Raw genomic sequence first — 17249 nt, forward strand, 5'->3', positions numbered from 1 at the left:
AGGGTGTGAGCCGGCTTTCGATGGCTCGGGCCTTTCCGGACCTGCCCGGACCGCGCCCGGACCGCCGGGTCCGGGCCCGGGCCCGTCAGACCTTGCTGATGCGGACCGCGTCGGCGATGACGAGGCCCGTGCCGGCCGTCCACCGGCTGACGCCGACGACGTTGTAGGTGCCGGCGTTCAGCGAGAAGGTGCCGATGCTGCGCCAGCCTCCGCCGCCGGAGCGCTGGTCCACGTAGACGGTCTGGTTGCCGCCCGAGGCCGCCACGATGTACGGCGCCGAGCTGTTGTAACCGGGATCGGACGGGTACCAGACCTCCACCTTGTACGTGCCCGCGCTGGGGATCGCGGCCTGGTACCAGGCGGGGTCGCTGGCGGCGACCGGGTCGGAGAAGCGGTAGTCGGCGCCGTACCGCTGGCTGGAGTAGGCGGAGGTGCCCCAGTTGCCGCTGGCGGTGAACTGGCCGGAGGTGGCGTTGTCCACCGTGGTGGACCACGAGGGCGTGCCGCCGCCGGTCACGTAGTTCATGTACGTGGTCCAGTTCCAGTACGGCCCCGGATCGGTGTGGTCGGCCCCGGGGACCTCGTTGTGCCCGATGATGTGGGCGCGGTCCTTCGGGATGCCGTACTTGTCGCAGATGGCCTTGGTCAGGGCCGCCGACGCGCGGTACATGGCGTCGGTGAACCACGAGGACTCGCTGACGTAGCCCTCGTGCTCGATGCCGATCGACCTGGTGTTGTACGTCCAGTTGCCGGCGTGCCAGGCGATGTCCTTCTCGCGCACCATCTGGGTGATGGCGCCGTTGGACGACTTCACGACGTAGTGCGCCGAGACCTGCGCGGCCGAGTTCTGGAACCAGGAGATCGTCCCGGCGTACGAGCCCTGCGTCACGTGGATGACCACGCGGTCGATCGCGTAGCTCGACGGCCGGCTGGAGGCGGTGTAGTTGCTGGAGCTGGCCGGGACCCAGGCGGCCGGGCCGTAGTCGGTGCTGAGCACGCCGACGTCGCCTTGGGCGCTCAGGTCGCGGGCCTTGGCGTAGTCGCCGCGGTCGGCGGTGACCTCCTGGGGCTTGACCGTCACGCCCCGGGCCGTGATGCCGAGGCCGAGCTGCTCGTAGACCGAGTCGGCGTACAGCCGGGCGATCTCCGGAGAGGAGGCGTTGCCGTACTTGGCGACGGCCTGGTACCAGCGGCCGGCGTCCTTGCGGCCGGCGTCGTCGAGGCCGAGCTCGTCGGCGTAGGAGCGGAGCAGGGCGGCGCCGCCGAGGATGTTGGCGGCGTTGTCGGAGCGCAGTTTCTCGACCGGCAGGCCGGCGAGCTGGGCGGCCTTCTCCAGCGCGTGGGTCGTGGGGTTGCTGACCAGGTGCATCAGGCCGTAGCCGCCGCTGGCGCTGGGCTTGCCCTGGTGGTCGTCGAGGTGGGTCTCGGCGTAGGCGAGCGCGACCAGCAGATCGCGGGGTACGTCGCTGGCCGAGGCGGCCTTGGCGAACGCGGCCGGCAGCGCGGGCTCCCGGGCGGCCTGGGCGGCGGGCTGGCCCGCGGTGATCAGGGCGACGGTCAGGGCAGACGTGGCGAGGGCAGCTAATCGCGTGCGGGCGAGAATCATGGGGATGCTCCTCGTTGGGGGGTGACGGGTGGAACGCGGGCGCGGGTCCGCGGCCCGCGTTTGGCCGCCGAATGCGGCCCAACGTATGTCACCTCTGACACAATGTCGATAATTGACATTACAGACGTGTTAGGTGAAACTTTCCGCCCGCCGACCGGAGGGCAGCCGGAAAGTTGGGCCCCTGAAAACTATTGCGCTCCGCGATCAGGGGACTGAAACTTCCTTTCGTGACCGCGCTCCTGCGTACCGTCCTGGCGGCGCTCACCGCCGCCGTCGTCACCGCTGTCGTCGCCGCCGTGGCTCCCGTCCCCGCCTCCGCAGCCCCCACCTCCTCTTCCGCAGCGGCCGCCTGCGCGACCGATCCCGCGACGCCCAAGCGGCAGCTCCGGGCGATGTGGATCTCCTCGGTCGCCAACATCGACTGGCCGAGCCGTACCGGGCTCAGCGTCTCCGCCCAGCAGGCCGAGTTCCGGGCCTGGCTCGACCTGGCCGTCGCCAAGCGCATGAACGCCGTGATCGTGCAGGTCAGGCCGACGGCGGACGCGTTCTGGCCGTCGCCGTACGAGCCGTGGTCGCAATGGCTGACCGGCGCCCAGGGGACGAACCCCGGCTACGACCCGCTGGCGTTCATGGTCGGCGAGGCCCACGCGCGGAACCTGGAGTTCCACGCCTGGTTCAACCCGTACCGGGTGGCCAACAACGACGACCCGACCAAGCTGATCTCCACGCACCCCGCGCGGCAGCACCCCGACTGGCGCTTCGCCTACGGCGGGAAGCTCTACTACAACCCGGGCATCCCGGCGGTCCGCGACTTCATCGAGGACGCGATCATGGACGCCGTCACCCGCTACGACGTGGACGGCGTGCACCTCGACGACTACTTCTACCCCTATCCCGTCAGCGGCCAGGCCATCCCGGACTCGGCCGCCTACGCCCAGTACGGCGGCGCGTTCCCGAACATCGCCGACTGGCGGCGGGACAACGTCAACCTGCTCGTCCGCGAGCTCGGCCAGCGCATCCACACCGCCAAGTCGTGGGTGTCGTTCGGGATCAGCCCGTTCGGGATCTGGCGCAACTCCTCGACCGACCCGCTCGGCTCGCGCACCTCCGGCCTCCAGTCCTACGACGCGATCTACGCCGACAGCCGGCAGTGGGTCAAGCAGGGCTGGATCGACTACCTGGCGCCGCAGATCTACTGGCACATCGGGTTCTCGACGGCCGCCTACGAGGTGCTCACCGCGTGGTGGTCGGACGTCGTGCGCGGCACCGGCGTGCAACTCGTCGTGGGGCAGGCCGCGTACCGGGCCGGCGCCTCGGGCCAGGAGGCCGCCTGGCAGGACCCGGCCGAGCTGAGCGACCACCTGTACGACAACAGGAAACATCCCGAGATCGCCGGTGACGTGTACTTCAGCGCCAAGGACGTCAAGGCCGACCGGATCGGGGCGATCACCAAGCTGGTCGCCGACCACTACGCCAAGCCCGCCCTGCTGCCCGCCCGGGGCTCGGGGGCCGCGCCCGCCGCGCCCGCGATCACCGCGGCCACCGCCGGCTCGAACGGCGTCCAGCTCACCTGGACCGGCTCCGGCACGGCGTACGCGGTCTACCGCGTGGCCGGCACCCCGCCCTCGGCCGATCCGTGCTTCTTCGCCGACGCCCGCAACCTGATCGGCACGACCCGGCAGAAGTCCTACACCGACCCGGGCGGCGGGGCGTCCACCTACTACGTGACCGCGCTGAGCAGGACCCACCAGGAGAGCGCGCCGAGCGAGGGCCGGTCGGCGGGCGGCACGGGCGGCTTCAGCGTCGTGATCGACAACGCCGACGCCGGTTTCACGGCCTCCTCCTCCTGGGGCACCTCCAGCTACTCCACCCAGGCCAACGGTGCCGACTACCGCTTCGCCGACCCGGTCGCGGCCAGCGACCCGGCCTGGTTCCGGGCGGCGATCCCGAGCGCGGGCAGCTATCGGGTGGAGGTCTGGTACCCGGCCAACGCGGGCTACAACGGCTCCGCGCCGCACATCGTGGCGGCCTCGGGCGGCAACCAGACGGTCAACGTCGACCAGCGCGCCGGCGGCGGGGCGTGGCGGGTGCTGGGGACGTACACGCTGGCGGCCGGGACGTACAACGTGGTCGGGGTGAGCCGGTGGACCTCGGCGACCGGCTACGTGATCGCCGACGCCGTGCGCATCACCAAGGTCTGACCCTTCAGGAGCGGGCCTTCGCCCAGGCGGGGCTGTCGATGAAGTGGTTGTCGAAGCGGTCCTGCGAGGCCAGCAGCTCTTCGAGCGTGGCCTCGCCGGTCTTGAGCCGGGCCAGCAGGCGGAAGTACTCGAACCGCTCGACGCCCGGCGTGATGACGATCAGCAGGTCGGCCTCGGCGCCCGGGGCCGCGGCGAAGGCGTGGGCCACGTGGGGCGGGACGACGGCGACGTCGCCCTGCTCCAGGGTGATCACCTCATCGCCGGCCAGCACCTGCGCCCGGCCGTCGAGGACGTAGAACATCTCGGAGGCGGTGGTGTGGGTGTGCGGCACGGCGCCGTCGGCGCCCGCGCCGAGCGTGATGCGCACGGTGCTCAGGGCGCCGCCGGTGGCGCTGGAGTCGAGCAGCATGCGGCCGGTGCTGGGCGGGCCGCCGATGGCCTCGGCGTCGACGGAGCGGATGACGGCGGTGCTGCGGGGGTCGATGAGCGACATGGTGTTATCCGTTCTCGGAGAGGGCGCCGCGGAGTGCTGTCTCCACGAGGCGTTCGGCGTAGGCGCGGCCGACGGGCAGGCCGGTGATCAGGACGCGGTAGTACAGGGCCCCGGCAAGCTGGTCGAACAGGGCCTCCACGTCGAGGTCGGCGCGTAGCTGGCCGCGGTCCCTGGCCCGTTCGAGCAGGGCGCGGGCCAGGGTGTTGCGGCGGGCGTACATCTGCCGCTCCAGCTCGCCGACGTCGGCGTGGCGGGCGGCGGCGGCCACGAGCTCGGCCACCGTGCCCGCCGACCCGTCGTCGTCGCCGGGCGCGCGGCCGGCCGCGCGCATCCGGTTGAGCCCGGCCGCGATCTTCTCCAGGTACGCGGGCAGGTCGCGGCGGATGTCGCCGGTGTCGGTGATCTCGTCGTGGTCCTGGAGCCGGTTGACGACGGCCAGGGCCAGGTGGTCCTTGGTCGGCCAGCGGCGGTAGAGCGTGGTCTTGGCGATGCCGGCCCGCTCGGCGACCTCGTCGGGGGACAGGCCGGCGTAGCCGCGCGCGAGCAGCAGCTCGGTGGCGGCCCTGAGCACACCCTCGTCGACGTCACTCCTGCGCGGCCGTCCCACCATGCCCTGCCTCCTTTTCGCTACCTGGGTAGCGTAATCCCGGAGGACGGCATTTCGCAACCCAAGTATCGAAACTCCGCTACCGGCGCAGCAACGCCCACACGACCCGCTCCCCGGCCCTGTCCTGGTAGGTCCCCCACAGTCCGGTGGTCAGCTCGTGCACCAGCCGGAGTCCGCGTCCCGACTCGTCCGCGTCCGCCGGCACGCGGGGACGCGGAACCAGGCCGTTCCGGCCCGGATCGGTCACGGCCAGCCGCCAGAACCCCGCCTCCGGGGCGAGGGACAGCCGGACCCACTGCGCCGCCGCGTGCTGCACCGCGTTCGTGACCAGCTCCGAGGCGATCAGCCGCAGGTCGTCCAGGGCTTGGTGGTCCGCCCCCAGCCATGCCGCCAGTTCGGTGCGCGCCAGCCGGGGCAGCATCGCCGGGTCGTCGAGCTCGCCGACCGTCCACACCTTGACGCCCGCGTGCAGGGAACTGGGGCGTGGGCCGAGTACGCCAGACGCCTGCGTGCCTTCCGTACGGACCAGGGCTTGAGCCAGGAGCGTCTGGCGGACCGGCTGGCCTACAGCGAGAGCGCGGTCGGGCACGTGGAACGTCTCCTGCGCAAGCCGAGCGAGGACTTCACCCGCGAAGTGGAGAAGGCCCTCGGCCTCAAGGGCCAGTTGACGGAGCTGCTGCCGCAGATCCACGGCGCGCTGGGCCCGCGCTGGTTCCGCGAATGGCCCAAGGTGGAGGCGGCGGCCCACACCATCAGGACGTCCGAGCCCCTGCTGATCCCCGGCCTGCTCCAGACGGAGAGCTACGCCAGACATGTCTTCCTGGGAGAGCCGGGGGCCGTGCAGCGGGAGGCCGAGGAGGCCGTGCGGTTCCGGCTGCACCGGCAATCCGTGTTCGGTCGCGAAACCCCGCCGATCTACTCCGCTCTCGTGGACGAGAGCGTCCTCCACCGGCCTGTCGGCGGACCGGAGGTGATGAGAGAACAGCTCGCCAAGCTGCTCGGCGTGCTCAACCCGCCCTACGTCACGCTGCGGGTCGTCCCGTTGAAGGCGGGGCTCACCGTCGGATGCCTCGGCGCCTTCGAGGTGGCCACACTCCTGGACGGTGGGCCTGATCACGCCTATCTGGAGAGTGCCGAGGAAGGCCGGGTGGCCAATCGCGCCAGCACCGTGCAAGCGCTTATCGTGCGATGGGAGGCCCTGTCCGGCATGGCGTATCCCGTGGACAGGAGCCGCGAGATCATCCGTGAGGCGATGGAGAGCTATGAGTGAGGCGAGTGGTCTCCGTGCGGGCGTTTGGGTCAAGGCGACGGCGTCGGGGGGAAACGGCGGGAGCTGTGTCGAGGTGATGCGGCGGGCGGATGACGGCGTGCTCGTCCGGGACACCAAGGACCGGGGTGAAGGCCCGATCCTGGCCTTCACCCGGGACGAATGGCTGGCCTTTCTCGACGGGGCCGCCAAGGGGGAGTTCGACCTGCCCTGTCAGGAGGCGTAGATCACCGAGAGGAAGCGGAGGAGCAGGGCTTCCCGGGTCTCGGCGGGCAGGGCGTCCAGGACGGCGTTGACCGTGGCCATCCCCGGCTGGCCCGCGCCCGGACGCAGGTCCACGCCCACCGAGGCGGCCAGTTCGGCGAAGGTCGCGTCGTCCAGGGCGTCCAGGTCCAGGTCGGCGATCAGTTCGACCAGGCCGTCCGGCACCACGGCCGGGCCGCGCAGCCGGGCCGCCTCCGCCGCGTCGGCGATCACCCCGAGCATCGCCTCCACGCCGTTCAGCGTCACGCCGGTGACCGTGACGTGCAGGTTCGCGGGGATCCCTGCGTAGGAGAGCTGTGGTTGCAGGAACCAGCCGCGCTCGCGGGCCGCGTCGGCCAGCACGAACACGTCGAGGTCGTCCCCGGCGAAGGCCACCAGCGACGACTCGGGCGCGCCCAGGACCCGCAGGCCGGGGATCGCGGCGATGCCCTCCCTGAGCCGGGCCGCCGCCTTGAGGGTGGCGCGGCCGAGCTCCACGTACCCCTCCCGGCCGAGCGCCTGGAGCGTGGCCCACGCGCCGCCGAGCGGCCCGGCCGACCTGGAGCTCTGCACGGTGGCGTTGATGATCGTGTAGCCGGGCCAGGCGGCCGAGGCGAAGTACGCCTTGCGCCGCGTCGCCGGGTCGGCGAACAGCACCACCGAGGCGCCCTTCGGCGCGTAGCCGAACTTGTGCAGGTCGCAGGAGAGCGAGGTGACCCCCGGCACCGACAGGTCGAACGGCGGCACGTCGGCCCCCGCCTCCCGCAGCCAGGGCAGCAGCCAGCCGCCCACGCACGCGTCCACGTGGCAGGCCACGCCCGCCTCGGCGGCCACGGCGGCGACCTCCGCGACCGGGTCGATCACGCCCTGCGGGTACGACGGCGCCGAGACCACCACCAGGACCGTGTCCTCGTCGATCGCCGCCGCGACGTCCGCCACCCGCACCTTGTACGTCTCCAGGTCCACCGGCACGGCCTTGACCCGCAGGCCCAGGTAGTGGGCCGCCTTGTGGAAGGCCGGATGGGCGGTCACCGGCAGCACGAGGTTGGCGCCGGGACGCCCGGCCGCGTCCCGCGCCGCCTTGACCGCCAGCATGATCGACTCGGTGCCGCCGCTGGTGAAGACGCCGTGGCCGCCGCCGAGCAGGTCGGCGACCGCGCCCACGACCTGCTTCTCCATCTCGACGATGCTCGGGAACGCCGTCGGGTCCAGGCAGTTGACCTCCAGCATCTCGGCGTACGCGCGGGCCGCCGCCTCGTGCACCTCGGGCCGGCCGGTGTCGTAGACGTACGCGGTCACCTGCCCGCCCCGCACCGGCAGGTCGTGCTGCTTCATCCTGGCCACCTCGGACAGCAGGTCCTCGGCGGTTCTTCCGGACAGGGGGAGGGTCACACGTTCTCCTTGGCGGGGACGACGGCGGGGTCGAGGGCGAGCCGGCCGTAGCGGACGACGAACGGCAGGCTGATCAGCATGAGCAGGGCGGGCAGCGCGGTGAAGCCGAGCAGCAGCCCGGTCAGCGCGCCGGCCGGCTGGGCGACGGGCGACTCCACGGGCGCGGAGACGAACCCCGACAGCGCCAGGACCAGCGCGAACAGGCCGGGGCCGAGCGCGAGCCCGGCGGTCTCGCCGGCCGTCCACAGGCCGGTGAACGCGCCGGCCTGGGCGTGGCCGGTACGGGCGGCGTCGGCGTGCACGGTGTCGGGCAGCAGCGACAGCGGCAGCAGTTGCAGCGCGGCGTAGCAGACCCCGGCCAGCGCGGTCAGCGCCAGCGTGGCGGCCAGGCTGCCCGCCGCGATGGCGGGGACCAGGGCGAGCGCCACGACGGCGAACCCGGCCGAGGCGGCCAGGTAGCAGCGCACGGTCCCGTACGCGCGGGCCAGCCGGGCCCACGCCGGCACGGCGAGCATGCTCGGGCCGACCAGGCACACGAACATCACCGAGGTCAGCCCGTAGTCGCCCAGCCGGTACGAGGCCACGTACGGGGCGCCCGCCAGCATCACCGCCACCCCGAGCGCCTGCGTGACGAACGCCGCCAGCAGCGCGAAGAACGGCCGGTTGCCCCGGGCCAGCCGGAAGGCCGCCGCCGGGCCGAGCTGCCGGGGCCCCGGACGCGACGACACCCACCGCGTGGCCAGCGTGGCGGCCACCAGGGCGGCGGCCATGACCAGCCCGATCGCGACGCCCATGACCGCGTACCCCGGCCGGCCGCCGCCCGCCAGGTCGACCACGGCGGGGGCCAGGCCGCCCGCGACCAGGATGCCGACGGTCAGGCAGACCACCCGCCACGACATGATCCTGGTCCGCTCGGCCGGGCTCGCCGACATCTCGGCCGGCAGCGCCACGTACGGCACCTGGAAACTCGCGAAGGCGGTCGCGGCCAGCAGGAACGCCACCCCGGACCACGCGGCCCCGCCGACGCCGCCCGTGACGCCGCCGGGCACGGCGAACATCAGCGCGAACGCCACCGGCAGCGTGGCCGCGCCCACCGCCAGCAGCCGCGTCCGGCGGCCGGTGCGCACGGCCTCGCGGTCGCTGGCGGCGCCGACGAGCGGGTTGAGCAGCACGTCCCAGATCTTCGGCGCGACCAGGACGGCGCCCGCGACGGCGGCGGGCACGCCGAGCATGTCGGTCAGGTAGTAGAGCAGCAGCAGGCCGGGGACGGCGGAGAACACGCCGGTGCCGACCGAGCCGACGCCGTAGCCGAGCAGCCGTCCGTGACCGAGCCGGCCGATGTCCGCCGCGGTCATCGCGGGTCGCCGGGCAGGGGGTTTCCGGAGGCGCCAGGCAGAGGGCTTTCGGGGGTGTCGGGCAGGAGGGTTCGGGGGTCGCCGGGGAGGGCGAGGGTGCGGTGGAGGGTGAGGTGGAGGTGGGCGCGGAAGCGGCGCAGCGCGGCCCGGTCGCCCGCGCCCCTGCGGCGGCCGTCGGCGTCGAGCACGCCGCCCTTGGCGAAGCCGTGGATCGACCAGATGACCGTCCACATGGCGTACTCCAGGTCGACCGTGCCGTCGATCACGCCGGCCTCGACCGCCGGGCGCAGCGCGCCGGTGACGGCGGAGACCAGGGGCTGGACGTACTGGCGTTCCAGCTCGGTGATGTCGCTGGCGTCGGAGAGCCAGCGGTGCATCCACAGCGCGGGGATCTCCGGGTTGTCGGCGCAGAAGTCGAGGTAGTCGTCCACCAGGCGGTGGATGGAGGCGACCGGGTCGTCACCGGGCAGATGGGCGAGCGCCTTGTCCAGCGCCGCCTTCTCCGCCCGGTGCGCACGTTCCATGACGGCCAGGTACAGCTCCCGCTTGCCGCCCACGTGGTAGTTGACGGTGGCGATGTTCATCCCCGCGGCGTCGGCGATCTGGCGCGTCGAGGTGCCGTCGTAGCCGAGCGCGGCGAAGAGCTGGGTGGCCGCCTTGAGGATCACGGCCGGCTGTCCGCTGTCGGCAGGTCTCATACGACCGACCGTAGTTCCGTCCCGCCCCCTTGGTCAATCGCTTGATGGAGAGGGTTACGGTCAGTCCGGAGCCCAGTACTTGACGAGGACCTTGTCCAGGTGCGCCACCACCGGCTTCCACGTGCGGGGCAGCGTGTACCGCGTGGCGTGGTGGCCCTTGTGGGTCAGCGTGTACTTGAGGAAGTCCGCGCCCTGCGGCGGGCGTTCGGACCGGCCGATCCGCAGCTCCTTCAGATAGCCGCGCAGCTGACGGTGTTCCCTGGCCGTGAGGCACTTGGTCACCACCGGGCCGGTGCGGCGGCTGAGCCGGAAGCAGCCGTCGGTGTAGACCGTCACGCGGTTCAGCAGCCCCGCGAAGCCGCCCTCCTCGCGCAGGTCGACCAGCACCTTCCGCTGCGTGGTCACCGCCTCGGCGGGCAGCGCGGAGGCCGTGACGGCCAGCGCGAGCGCCGGCAGAAGCACGATTCGCCAGATCTTCATACCTCTATGACGTACGGGAGCCCCGAACGGCTCACTTCCCGAGCCCCGCGTCGCGGGCGCGGACGATGGCCTCGGCGCGGTCGGCGACGTGCAGCTTGGCGAAGATGTTGGAGACGTTGTTGCGCACGGTCTTCGGCGACAGGAACAGGGCCGAGGCGATCTGCGCGTTCGAGCGGCCGGCCGCCACCAGCGACAGGATCTCCCGCTCGCGCGGCGTGAGCTGCGGGAAGACCGGGTCGCCGGAGGCCGCGGCGGCCCCCTGGAAGAACTCGGCGACGCGCAGCGCCACCGCCGGGCCGAAGATCGCCTCGCCGTGCGCGACCGCGGTGATCGCCCGGACGATCTCGCCCTGGCCCGCGCCCTTGAGCAGGTAGCCGCGGGCCCCCGCGCGCATCGCGGCGAACAGCGTGGCGTCCTCCTCCGACATGGTCAGCACGACGACGGCGACGTGCGGGCTGTCGGCCACGATCCGCCTGGTGGCCTCGATGCCGTCGAGCCCCGGCATGCGGACGTCCATCACCACGACGTCCGGCTGGAGGTCGGCGGCGCGCTCGACCGCCTCGGGGCCGTCGGCGGCGGTGCCGGCCACCTCGATGCCCGGGATCGAGCCGAGCAGCAGCGCGAGCCCGTCGCGGTAGACGGGATGGTCGTCGGCCAGCAGAACCCTGATCGGCTCCTGGTCAGACATCGGCGGCCTCCACCCGCATCGGCTCCCGGCTAGACATCGGCGGCCTCCACCCGCATCGGCAGCCGGGCCAGGACCAGGGTGCCGCCGCCGGGCGGGCAGCTCACCCGGCAGTCGCCGCCCAGCTCGGCGGCGCGCTCGCGCAGCGAGAGCATGCCCACGCCCGCCGCCACGTCGGGGCCGATGCCCGAGCCGTCGTCGCGTACCGCCACCTCAAGCGCCCCCTCCCGCGCGGTGAGCGTGATGTCGCAGCGGGCCGCGCCCGCGTGCCTGGCCACGTTGGCCAGCGCTTCGGACACGATACGGTAGGCCGCCACCTCCACCGCCGCGGGCAGCGCGCCCTGCGCTCCCAGCGGGCCGTCGCCGGTGACGCGGACGTCCAGGGCCGCGGTGCGGAACCGGCCGGCCTGCTGCTCGATCGCGCGCAGCAGGCCCAGCTCGTCGAGCGCGGGCGGGCGCAGGTCGTGGACCAGCCTGCGCACGTCCGCCAGCACCCCGCCGACCTCGGCGGCCGTCTGCTCCAGGATGCGGTCGGCCTGCTCGGGCGCGCCGGCGGCCAGGTTGCGGGCCGCCTCGATGCGCAGCGCCACCGCGCCCAGGCTCGGGCCGAGCCCGTCGTGCAGGTCGCGCCGGAGCCTGCGGCGCTCCTCCTCGCGGGCCAGCACCAGCCGGGCGCGGATGCGCTGCAGGTCGGTGCTCAGCTCGACGGCCCGCGCCGCGGCGGCGGCCTGGCGGACCAGGTCGCCGAGCAGCCGCTGGTCCCGCTCGGTCAGATCGGTGCGGCACAGCACCAGCCGCCCCACGGTCTCGCCCCGGTAGGCAACGGGCAGCGACACCGACGGCCCGCGCGGCGACCCGTGCTCCACCACGGACCGTTCGCCGCCCGGCCGCTCGATCTCCACCCGCACGTAGGCCAGCCGGAACGCCTCCGCCAGCGTCGTGGCCACCGCGAGCAGCTGCTCGTCCGGGTCCGTGGCCAGCTCCAGCCGCTCGGCCAGCGTCGAGACCGCGGCGTACGGGTCGTCCCTGGAGCCGCGCACCAGCCGGCGCACCGCCCGCCAGAGCCAGGTGCGCAGCGGGGCGTACAGGACGGCGACGATCGCGATGGCGGCCAGGGCCGAGTCCCGTTCCCCGAGGACGCTGCCCACCAGCGTGAACACCACCACGTCCATGAGCACCACGAGCGCGGCGAGCAGGCCGTAGGCCACGGTGGCCGACAGCAGCCGGTCGATGTCGTACAGGCGGTACTTGGTCACCGCCACCACCACGGCCGCGGCGGTGAACGCGATGGCCAGCGTCAGCAGCGCCGCCGGGATCTGCGGGGACAACGACAGCGGCAGCAGGAGCACGATCATGTCCACCAGCGCGGCCCACATCAGCCAGCGGATCTGGGCCCGCCGCTCGGCGTCGGCGACCACGTACCTGCGCACCATCGACGCGAACGGCACCACCAGGCTCACCAGGACGGACGCGTACGCCAGCGCCAGCGCCGGCTCCCAGAACCCGTACGGCAGGTCCACGGACAGGAAGTCGAGGCCCAGCCGCGCGATCTCCGGCGGCATCGCCCGGTCGTGGTAGCGCTCCATCACCGCCGTCGGCGCGGTCACCAGCAGGGCCGTGAGCAGCCCGGTCAGCACGAGGCTCGTCACCGACAACGCCCGCCACACCCGCCCCGGCGGCAGCCGGCCGTCCGGGAACAGCAGGATCAGCAGCGGCAGCCCGAGCAGCAGCGACGCCCCGAACCGCGAGTAGGACCAGTACGCCGCCGCGGCCCCCGGCAGGCCGGGCGAGACGTAGGCGGCGTACGTCGCCCAGCTTCCCGTGAGCCCGTCCAGCAACCACAGCAGCCCGAACACCGCCAGGACCCAGGCCACCGGATGCCGCGGCAGCCGGCGCAGCAGCAGCGCGCCCGGGACGAGCTGCGCGAGCCCGGTCAGCGCGGCCGGCCACCCGGGCTCCAGCTCCGACGTCGGCGGCAACCGCACGTCCCCGGCGGCGACGTCCAGCGCCACGGTGGCGACCGCGATCCCGGCCCCGGCCACGGCCACCCCGACGGCCCACCAGCCGCGCGCCGCGGCGGAGGACGTCGCTGCCGCCGGAAGGACGGAAGGTCCGGTTTGTGTCACGGGACGTATTACACCCGACGCCGTGTCCTCATGTCCCGGGACAGGAGTCCCGTCGGAGGCGGGACCGGCGGCTCTGCCGGCCCGGGGCGGCCCGCCGGAAGCCTGGAGGCACGACATCCCCGCAAGATCACCGCAAGGAGAAAGGACCTCCCGTGGACGGCAAGATCACCACCACCCCGGCCAGGGCCCGCACCGACGTGCCCGCCACCCCGCCCCCATCCGCAGGCCCCGCCATCGCCCCGGCCGCCGTCCGCAGGCTCGGCCTCGCCCTCAGCGCCGGCACGCTCGCCTGGACCGCCAGCATCTTCGTCTACGGCACGCAGGCCCAGGGGTTCGGCGAGCGGGTCGGCGACCTGACCGGGCTGCTCTTCCAGCTCGGCCTCTTCGCCCTGCTCGCCGTGCAGATCCGGACCCGCGCGACGGGCACGTCCGGCTTCGCCAGGATGATGCTCAAGGTCGAGCTGGTGCTGCTCGGGGTGGCGAGTGTCTGGTCCCTGCTGCACGGCGTCCTGCCCGACGACCTCCAGGACGGGCCGGTGATGCAGGTGCTCGACGTGTTCTGGCCGGTGTCCATGCTGGGCATGATGGCCATCGGCATCAAGATCGCCTTCGCCGGGCGCTGGCGCGGGGCGCTGCGGTGGTGGCCGCTCGTCGCCGAGAGCTGGGCCGTGGTGACGGTGCCGGCGTACGTGGTGTTCGGCGAGTCGATCTCGAACTGGATCGGCGGCTTCCACCTGATCGTCGGGTACGCCACCCTCGGCGCGCTGCTCGCGCTGCGTCCGAGCCTGACCTCCTAGGCCGGCGGCGTGAGCGGCAGGACGGCGGTCACCTCGGTGCCGCCGCCCGCCCGGGGGCCGATCGCGCAGGTGCCGCCGATCTCGGCCGCCCGCTCGCGCATCGACGTCAGGCCCACGCCCGGCGACGGCTCGTCGGGCAGGCCGGTGCCGTCGTCGGCGACCGACACCCGCAGCTCCCCGGCCTCCCGCCGTAACGTGACCAGCACCGACGTGGCCTGGGCGTGGCGGCGCACGTTCGTCAGCGCCTCCTGGGCGATCCGGTACGCGGCCGTCTCCACCGCCGCCGGCAACCCGTCGAGCAGCCCTTCGGAACCGTCGGCGGCCGGAGGCACCGTGACCTCGACCCGGGGGCCCGGGGCCTGGCCGAAGGCGCGCAGGGCGCCGGCCAGGCCCAGCTCGTCCAGCACCGGCGGGCGCAGGCCGTCCACCAGCTCGCGCACCGACATCAGCGTGCCGGTCATCTCCTCGCGCACCCGGACCAGCAGCTCCTCCACCGACTCGGGGTCGCGCTCCAGCCGCCGCCGCGCCTCGTCCAGGGTCATCGTCACGCTGGTCAGCGTGGGGCCGAGCCCGTCGTGCAGCTCCCTGCCCAGCCGGCGCCGCTCCTCGTCGCGGGTGGCGCTGATCCGCTCGTGGGAGTCCCGCAGGTCGGTGCTCAGCCGTACGGCGTGCGCCAGCTCGGCCAGGTGCTTGGCCATGACGTCCAGCGGCTCGCGGCCCGGCCGCGCCCCGGCGATCCGCAGCCGCCCGACCGGCTCGCCGTGCCAGGTCAGCTCGACGGACCGCGATCGGGCGCCCAGCTCGCCGTCCACGAACGACAGCGCGGGCTCGCCCGGCACCTCCACGCCCACCCCCCGGGCGACCAGCGACGTGCGCACGACGGAGATCGCCTCGGCCAGCGCCCCCGCCGGGTCCCCGGCCCGCTGCACGGTACGGCTGAGCAGGTCGGCCGCCCGGTACGGGTCGCGTTCCACGTTGAACAGCCGGTCCACCGAGCGCTGGAGGCGCAGGCGCACGGGATGGAAGGCCGCGCCGGTGACCATCGCGGAGGCGAGCCCCGCCGCCGCGCCGTAGCCGTCCGCCAGGCTGTTGGACGCCCAGATGAGCGCCGAGTACGTGAGGCCGGCCCCGACCGCGAGCGTGCCGTACACCAGCGTGCGGTTGAGGATGAGCCGGATGCCGTAGAGCTGGTGGCGCAGCACGGCGGCGATGATCGCGATGGGGATGCCCGCGGCCAGGAAGACCCGTACGGCGATGATGAAGGTGTCCTGGTTGCCCGCGCTGGCGATCCAGTAGACGACGAAGATCACCATGGCGTGGAAGTACCAGGTGATCTGGCGGCGCACCTCGGGCGTCGCCGCCCGGTACCTGAAGCCCAGCGAGACCACGCCGAGCAGGCACAGCAGGATCATCGGGGGCCCGATCCACGACTCCACGACCTCGGGGACCCTGCCCAGCGCCGCCACCCCGAACGGGTTGCCCACCGGCACCCCGAGCTCGAACGACGGGTCGGGGGACAGGCCGAGCAGCAGCGAGTGCCCGGCCATGAGCACCAGGTTGCCGTAGAGCACCGGCCGCCAGCGCCTCGACGGCAGCCGTCCGTCCGGGAAGAGCAGCGGCATGATGCCCGTGAACGTGGGCACCGGCAGCAGCCACAGCCAGATGGCCGGCCAGGCGACGTAGGGCAGGAGCGGGCCGGGCGCGTGGAAGTACATCCAGCCGGTCAGCGCGAACAGCAGCGAGTACGCCGACCAGACGACGCCCGTCGCCCACATGAGCCAGGGGACCAGCAGCCGGGGCCGCCGGCTGATCAGGAACGCGCCGGCGAGCGGGAACATCAGCCCGATCGGGTCGAGCCCCTGCGTCTCGGCCAGCCCGCCGAGCTGCGCCGCCAGCACCGCCGCCGTCACCACGGCCGCGAGCGAGGCCCCGGCAGCCGTCCACACCACCGCCAGCACGAGCCGCCGCCGCACCCGCGTGCGGCCGGGCCCGTCCGCGCCGGGACCGGGATCGTCGTGGTCGTCAGGGGTCATCGTGGCTCCTTGACCGGCAGTTCCGCGACGACCTCGGTGCCGCCGCCGGGGCGGACGTCCAGCCGGCAGACGCCGCCCACCTCCTCGGCCCGCCCGCGCATCAGGGCGGCCCCCTGGCGGCGCTGCTCGGGCAGCCCGATCCCGTCGTCGGACACCGTCAGCCGGAGCCCGTCGCGCCGCTCCACCCTGATCAGGGCGGTGGTGGCGCGGGCGTGCCGGCGCACGTTCGCCACCGCCTCATGCGCGATCTTGTACGCCGCCACCTCCACCGCGGCCGGCAGGTCGGCCAGCGAGCCCGAGACCACCACGTCCACCCTCGGGCCGGGCGCGTCGGCGAGCAGCCGTAAGGCGCCCTCCAGGCCGAGCTCGTCCAGCCCGGCGCCGTCGAGCGCGGGCGGGCGCAGGCCGTACACCAGGTCGCGGACGTCCACGATGGCCTCGGTCATCTGCCTGCGTGCCGTGCTGAGCAGGGGCTCGACCGAGCCGGGGTCGCTGGCCAGGCTGAGCCGGGCCTGGTCGACGCTCATCGCCAGGTTCGTCAGCGCCGGTCCGAGGCCGTCGTGCAGGTTGCGGCGGAGTTCGCGGCGTTCCTCCTCGCGGGTGACCATCATGCGCTCGCGCGAGCGTTGCAGGTCGGCGCTGAGCCGTACGGCGTGGGCCACCTCGGCGAGCTGCCTGGCCAGCATGTCCAGCAGCGCCCGGTCGCGCGGCTCGCCGCTGACCGACAGCCAGCCCATCGACTTGCCGTGCCAGACCAGGCGTTCGACCGAAGGGGCCGGGCCCATCTCGCCCGCGACGACGCTGCGCACCCGTCCGCCGGGCAGGACGACCTCCACCGCGACGCCGGGCGCACCCAGGGCCAGCCGGACGGCGTGGGCCGCCGACGCCAGGGCCTCGGCCGGCCCCCTGGCCTCCTGCACGCTCCGGCTCACCCGGTCGGCCAGCCGGTACGGGTCGCGCTCCCACCGGAACAGCCGGTCCGCCGCGCTCTGCAGGCGCACCCGTACGGGCTGGAACAGCGCGCCCGCGGCCAGCGCGGCGATCAGGTCGGACCATGAGCCGAGCAGGGCGTCGAGCGCGCCGACCCCGAAGTAGACGGCGCCGACCACGGCGGTCAGCGCGAGGTAGACCAGGGCGCGGTTGAGCAGGAGGAGGGTCCGCTCGCGTCCGCGCAGCCCGGACAGGACCGCTGCCTTGACGAGCAGCGGTCTGACCGCTCTGAGCAGCACCCGCCGGGCTTTTTTCGCCATATGTCGGGCACATCAT

16 protein-coding genes are annotated in these 17249 nt (G+C 73.5%); 4 read left to right on the top strand and 12 right to left on the bottom strand.

The window, feature by feature from the left end:
* Positions 1-85: 85 nt before the first annotated feature.
* Positions 86-1606, bottom strand: a complete 1521-nt coding sequence (locus AB0C33_RS24720; RefSeq protein WP_358291743.1) for an N-acetylmuramoyl-L-alanine amidase — start codon at positions 1604-1606, stop codon at positions 86-88.
* Positions 1607-1833: 227 nt separating this feature from the next.
* Here AB0C33_RS24720 and AB0C33_RS24725 point away from each other — a divergent pair, with 227 nt between their 5' ends.
* A complete protein-coding gene (locus AB0C33_RS24725) occupies positions 1834-3807 on the top strand; it encodes a family 10 glycosylhydrolase (protein WP_358291745.1) in 1974 nt (657 codons plus the stop codon).
* Positions 3808-3811: 4 nt separating this feature from the next.
* On the opposite strand, the gene AB0C33_RS24730 is transcribed toward AB0C33_RS24725, so the two are convergent.
* From AB0C33_RS24730 to AB0C33_RS24740, 3 genes are all read right to left on the bottom strand, one after another.
* Positions 3812-4300 carry a cupin domain-containing protein gene (locus tag AB0C33_RS24730; RefSeq protein WP_358291747.1) on the bottom strand — a complete coding sequence of 163 codons (489 nt, stop codon included), beginning with the start codon at positions 4298-4300 and terminating at the stop codon, positions 3812-3814.
* Between the two features lie 4 nt (positions 4301-4304).
* Positions 4305-4910, bottom strand: a complete 606-nt coding sequence (locus AB0C33_RS24735; RefSeq protein ID WP_358291749.1) for a TetR/AcrR family transcriptional regulator — start codon at positions 4908-4910, stop codon at positions 4305-4307.
* Positions 4911-4986: 76 nt separating this feature from the next.
* A complete protein-coding gene (locus tag AB0C33_RS24740) occupies positions 4987-5361 on the bottom strand; it encodes an ATP-binding protein (RefSeq protein WP_358291751.1) in 375 nt (124 codons plus the stop codon).
* Between the two features lie 12 nt (positions 5362-5373).
* Between AB0C33_RS24740 and AB0C33_RS24745 the strand changes: the two genes are divergently transcribed.
* Both AB0C33_RS24745 and AB0C33_RS24750 read left to right on the top strand, forming a co-directional pair.
* Entirely contained in the window at positions 5374-6177 is an 804-nt protein-coding gene (locus tag AB0C33_RS24745; RefSeq protein ID WP_358291753.1) for a helix-turn-helix transcriptional regulator, read from the top strand.
* Positions 6170-6400, top strand: coding sequence for a DUF397 domain-containing protein (locus AB0C33_RS24750; RefSeq protein ID WP_358291755.1), 231 nt, complete (start codon positions 6170-6172; stop codon positions 6398-6400). The genes AB0C33_RS24745 and AB0C33_RS24750 overlap by 8 nt, the downstream gene beginning before the upstream one ends.
* Here AB0C33_RS24750 and AB0C33_RS24755 read toward each other — a convergent pair.
* Genes AB0C33_RS24755 through AB0C33_RS24780 form a run of 6 tightly spaced genes read right to left on the bottom strand, consistent with a single transcriptional unit; the run spans position 6388 to position 13153 of the window.
* On the bottom strand, positions 6388-7809 hold the full coding sequence (locus AB0C33_RS24755; protein ID WP_358291757.1) for an aspartate aminotransferase family protein: 1422 nt from the start codon (positions 7807-7809) through the stop codon (positions 6388-6390). The two genes, AB0C33_RS24750 and AB0C33_RS24755, sit on opposite strands and share 13 nt — an antisense overlap.
* Positions 7806-9164, bottom strand: a complete 1359-nt coding sequence (locus tag AB0C33_RS24760) for an MFS transporter (protein WP_358291759.1) — start codon at positions 9162-9164, stop codon at positions 7806-7808. The genes AB0C33_RS24755 and AB0C33_RS24760 overlap by 4 nt, the downstream gene beginning before the upstream one ends.
* On the bottom strand, positions 9161-9862 hold the full coding sequence (locus tag AB0C33_RS24765; RefSeq protein WP_358291761.1) for a TetR/AcrR family transcriptional regulator: 702 nt from the start codon (positions 9860-9862) through the stop codon (positions 9161-9163). Before AB0C33_RS24765 ends, AB0C33_RS24760 begins: the two co-directional genes overlap by 4 nt.
* A gap of 60 nt (positions 9863-9922) precedes the next feature.
* On the bottom strand, positions 9923-10342 hold the full coding sequence (locus tag AB0C33_RS24770) for a hypothetical protein (protein WP_358291763.1): 420 nt from the start codon (positions 10340-10342) through the stop codon (positions 9923-9925).
* A gap of 31 nt (positions 10343-10373) precedes the next feature.
* Positions 10374-11030, bottom strand: coding sequence for a response regulator transcription factor (locus AB0C33_RS24775; RefSeq protein ID WP_352320660.1), 657 nt, complete (start codon positions 11028-11030; stop codon positions 10374-10376).
* A gap of 29 nt (positions 11031-11059) precedes the next feature.
* Positions 11060-13153 carry a sensor histidine kinase gene (locus AB0C33_RS24780; RefSeq protein ID WP_358291765.1) on the bottom strand — a complete coding sequence of 698 codons (2094 nt, stop codon included), beginning with the start codon at positions 13151-13153 and terminating at the stop codon, positions 11060-11062.
* Positions 13154-13305: 152 nt separating this feature from the next.
* Here AB0C33_RS24780 and AB0C33_RS24785 point away from each other — a divergent pair, with 152 nt between their 5' ends.
* Positions 13306-13950, top strand: coding sequence for a hypothetical protein (locus AB0C33_RS24785; protein ID WP_358291767.1), 645 nt, complete (start codon positions 13306-13308; stop codon positions 13948-13950).
* On the opposite strand, the gene AB0C33_RS24790 is transcribed toward AB0C33_RS24785, so the two are convergent.
* Positions 13947-15983, bottom strand: coding sequence for a sensor histidine kinase (locus AB0C33_RS24790; RefSeq protein ID WP_358291769.1), 2037 nt, complete (start codon positions 15981-15983; stop codon positions 13947-13949). The genes AB0C33_RS24785 and AB0C33_RS24790 overlap by 4 nt on opposite strands.
* Positions 15980-17233, bottom strand: coding sequence for a histidine kinase (locus tag AB0C33_RS24795; RefSeq protein WP_358291771.1), 1254 nt, complete (start codon positions 17231-17233; stop codon positions 15980-15982). Before AB0C33_RS24795 ends, AB0C33_RS24790 begins: the two co-directional genes overlap by 4 nt.
* Positions 17234-17249 lie beyond the last annotated feature (16 nt).

It is taken from the genome of Nonomuraea sp. NPDC048881, from assembly GCF_040649795.1.
GTDB lineage: Bacteria > Actinomycetota > Actinomycetes > Streptosporangiales > Streptosporangiaceae > Nonomuraea.

Coding starts and splice junctions, on each gene's coding strand:
- AB0C33_RS24720 (WP_358291743.1), bottom strand. CDS start 1,606: ATGATTCTCGCCCGCACGCGATTAGCTGCCCTCGCCACGTCTGCCCTG.
- AB0C33_RS24730 (WP_358291747.1), bottom strand. CDS start 4,300: ATGTCGCTCATCGACCCCCGCAGCACCGCCGTCATCCGCTCCGTCGAC.
- AB0C33_RS24735 (WP_358291749.1), bottom strand. CDS start 4,910: ATGGTGGGACGGCCGCGCAGGAGTGACGTCGACGAGGGTGTGCTCAGG.
- AB0C33_RS24750 (WP_358291755.1), top strand. CDS start 6,170: ATGAGTGAGGCGAGTGGTCTCCGTGCGGGCGTTTGGGTCAAGGCGACG.
- AB0C33_RS24760 (WP_358291759.1), bottom strand. CDS start 9,164: ATGACCGCGGCGGACATCGGCCGGCTCGGTCACGGACGGCTGCTCGGC.
- AB0C33_RS24765 (WP_358291761.1), bottom strand. CDS start 9,862: ATGAGACCTGCCGACAGCGGACAGCCGGCCGTGATCCTCAAGGCGGCC.
- AB0C33_RS24770 (WP_358291763.1), bottom strand. CDS start 10,342: ATGAAGATCTGGCGAATCGTGCTTCTGCCGGCGCTCGCGCTGGCCGTC.
- AB0C33_RS24775 (WP_352320660.1), bottom strand. CDS start 11,030: ATGTCTGACCAGGAGCCGATCAGGGTTCTGCTGGCCGACGACCATCCC.
- AB0C33_RS24790 (WP_358291769.1), bottom strand. CDS start 15,983: ATGACCCCTGACGACCACGACGATCCCGGTCCCGGCGCGGACGGGCCC.
- AB0C33_RS24795 (WP_358291771.1), bottom strand. CDS start 17,233: ATGGCGAAAAAAGCCCGGCGGGTGCTGCTCAGAGCGGTCAGACCGCTG.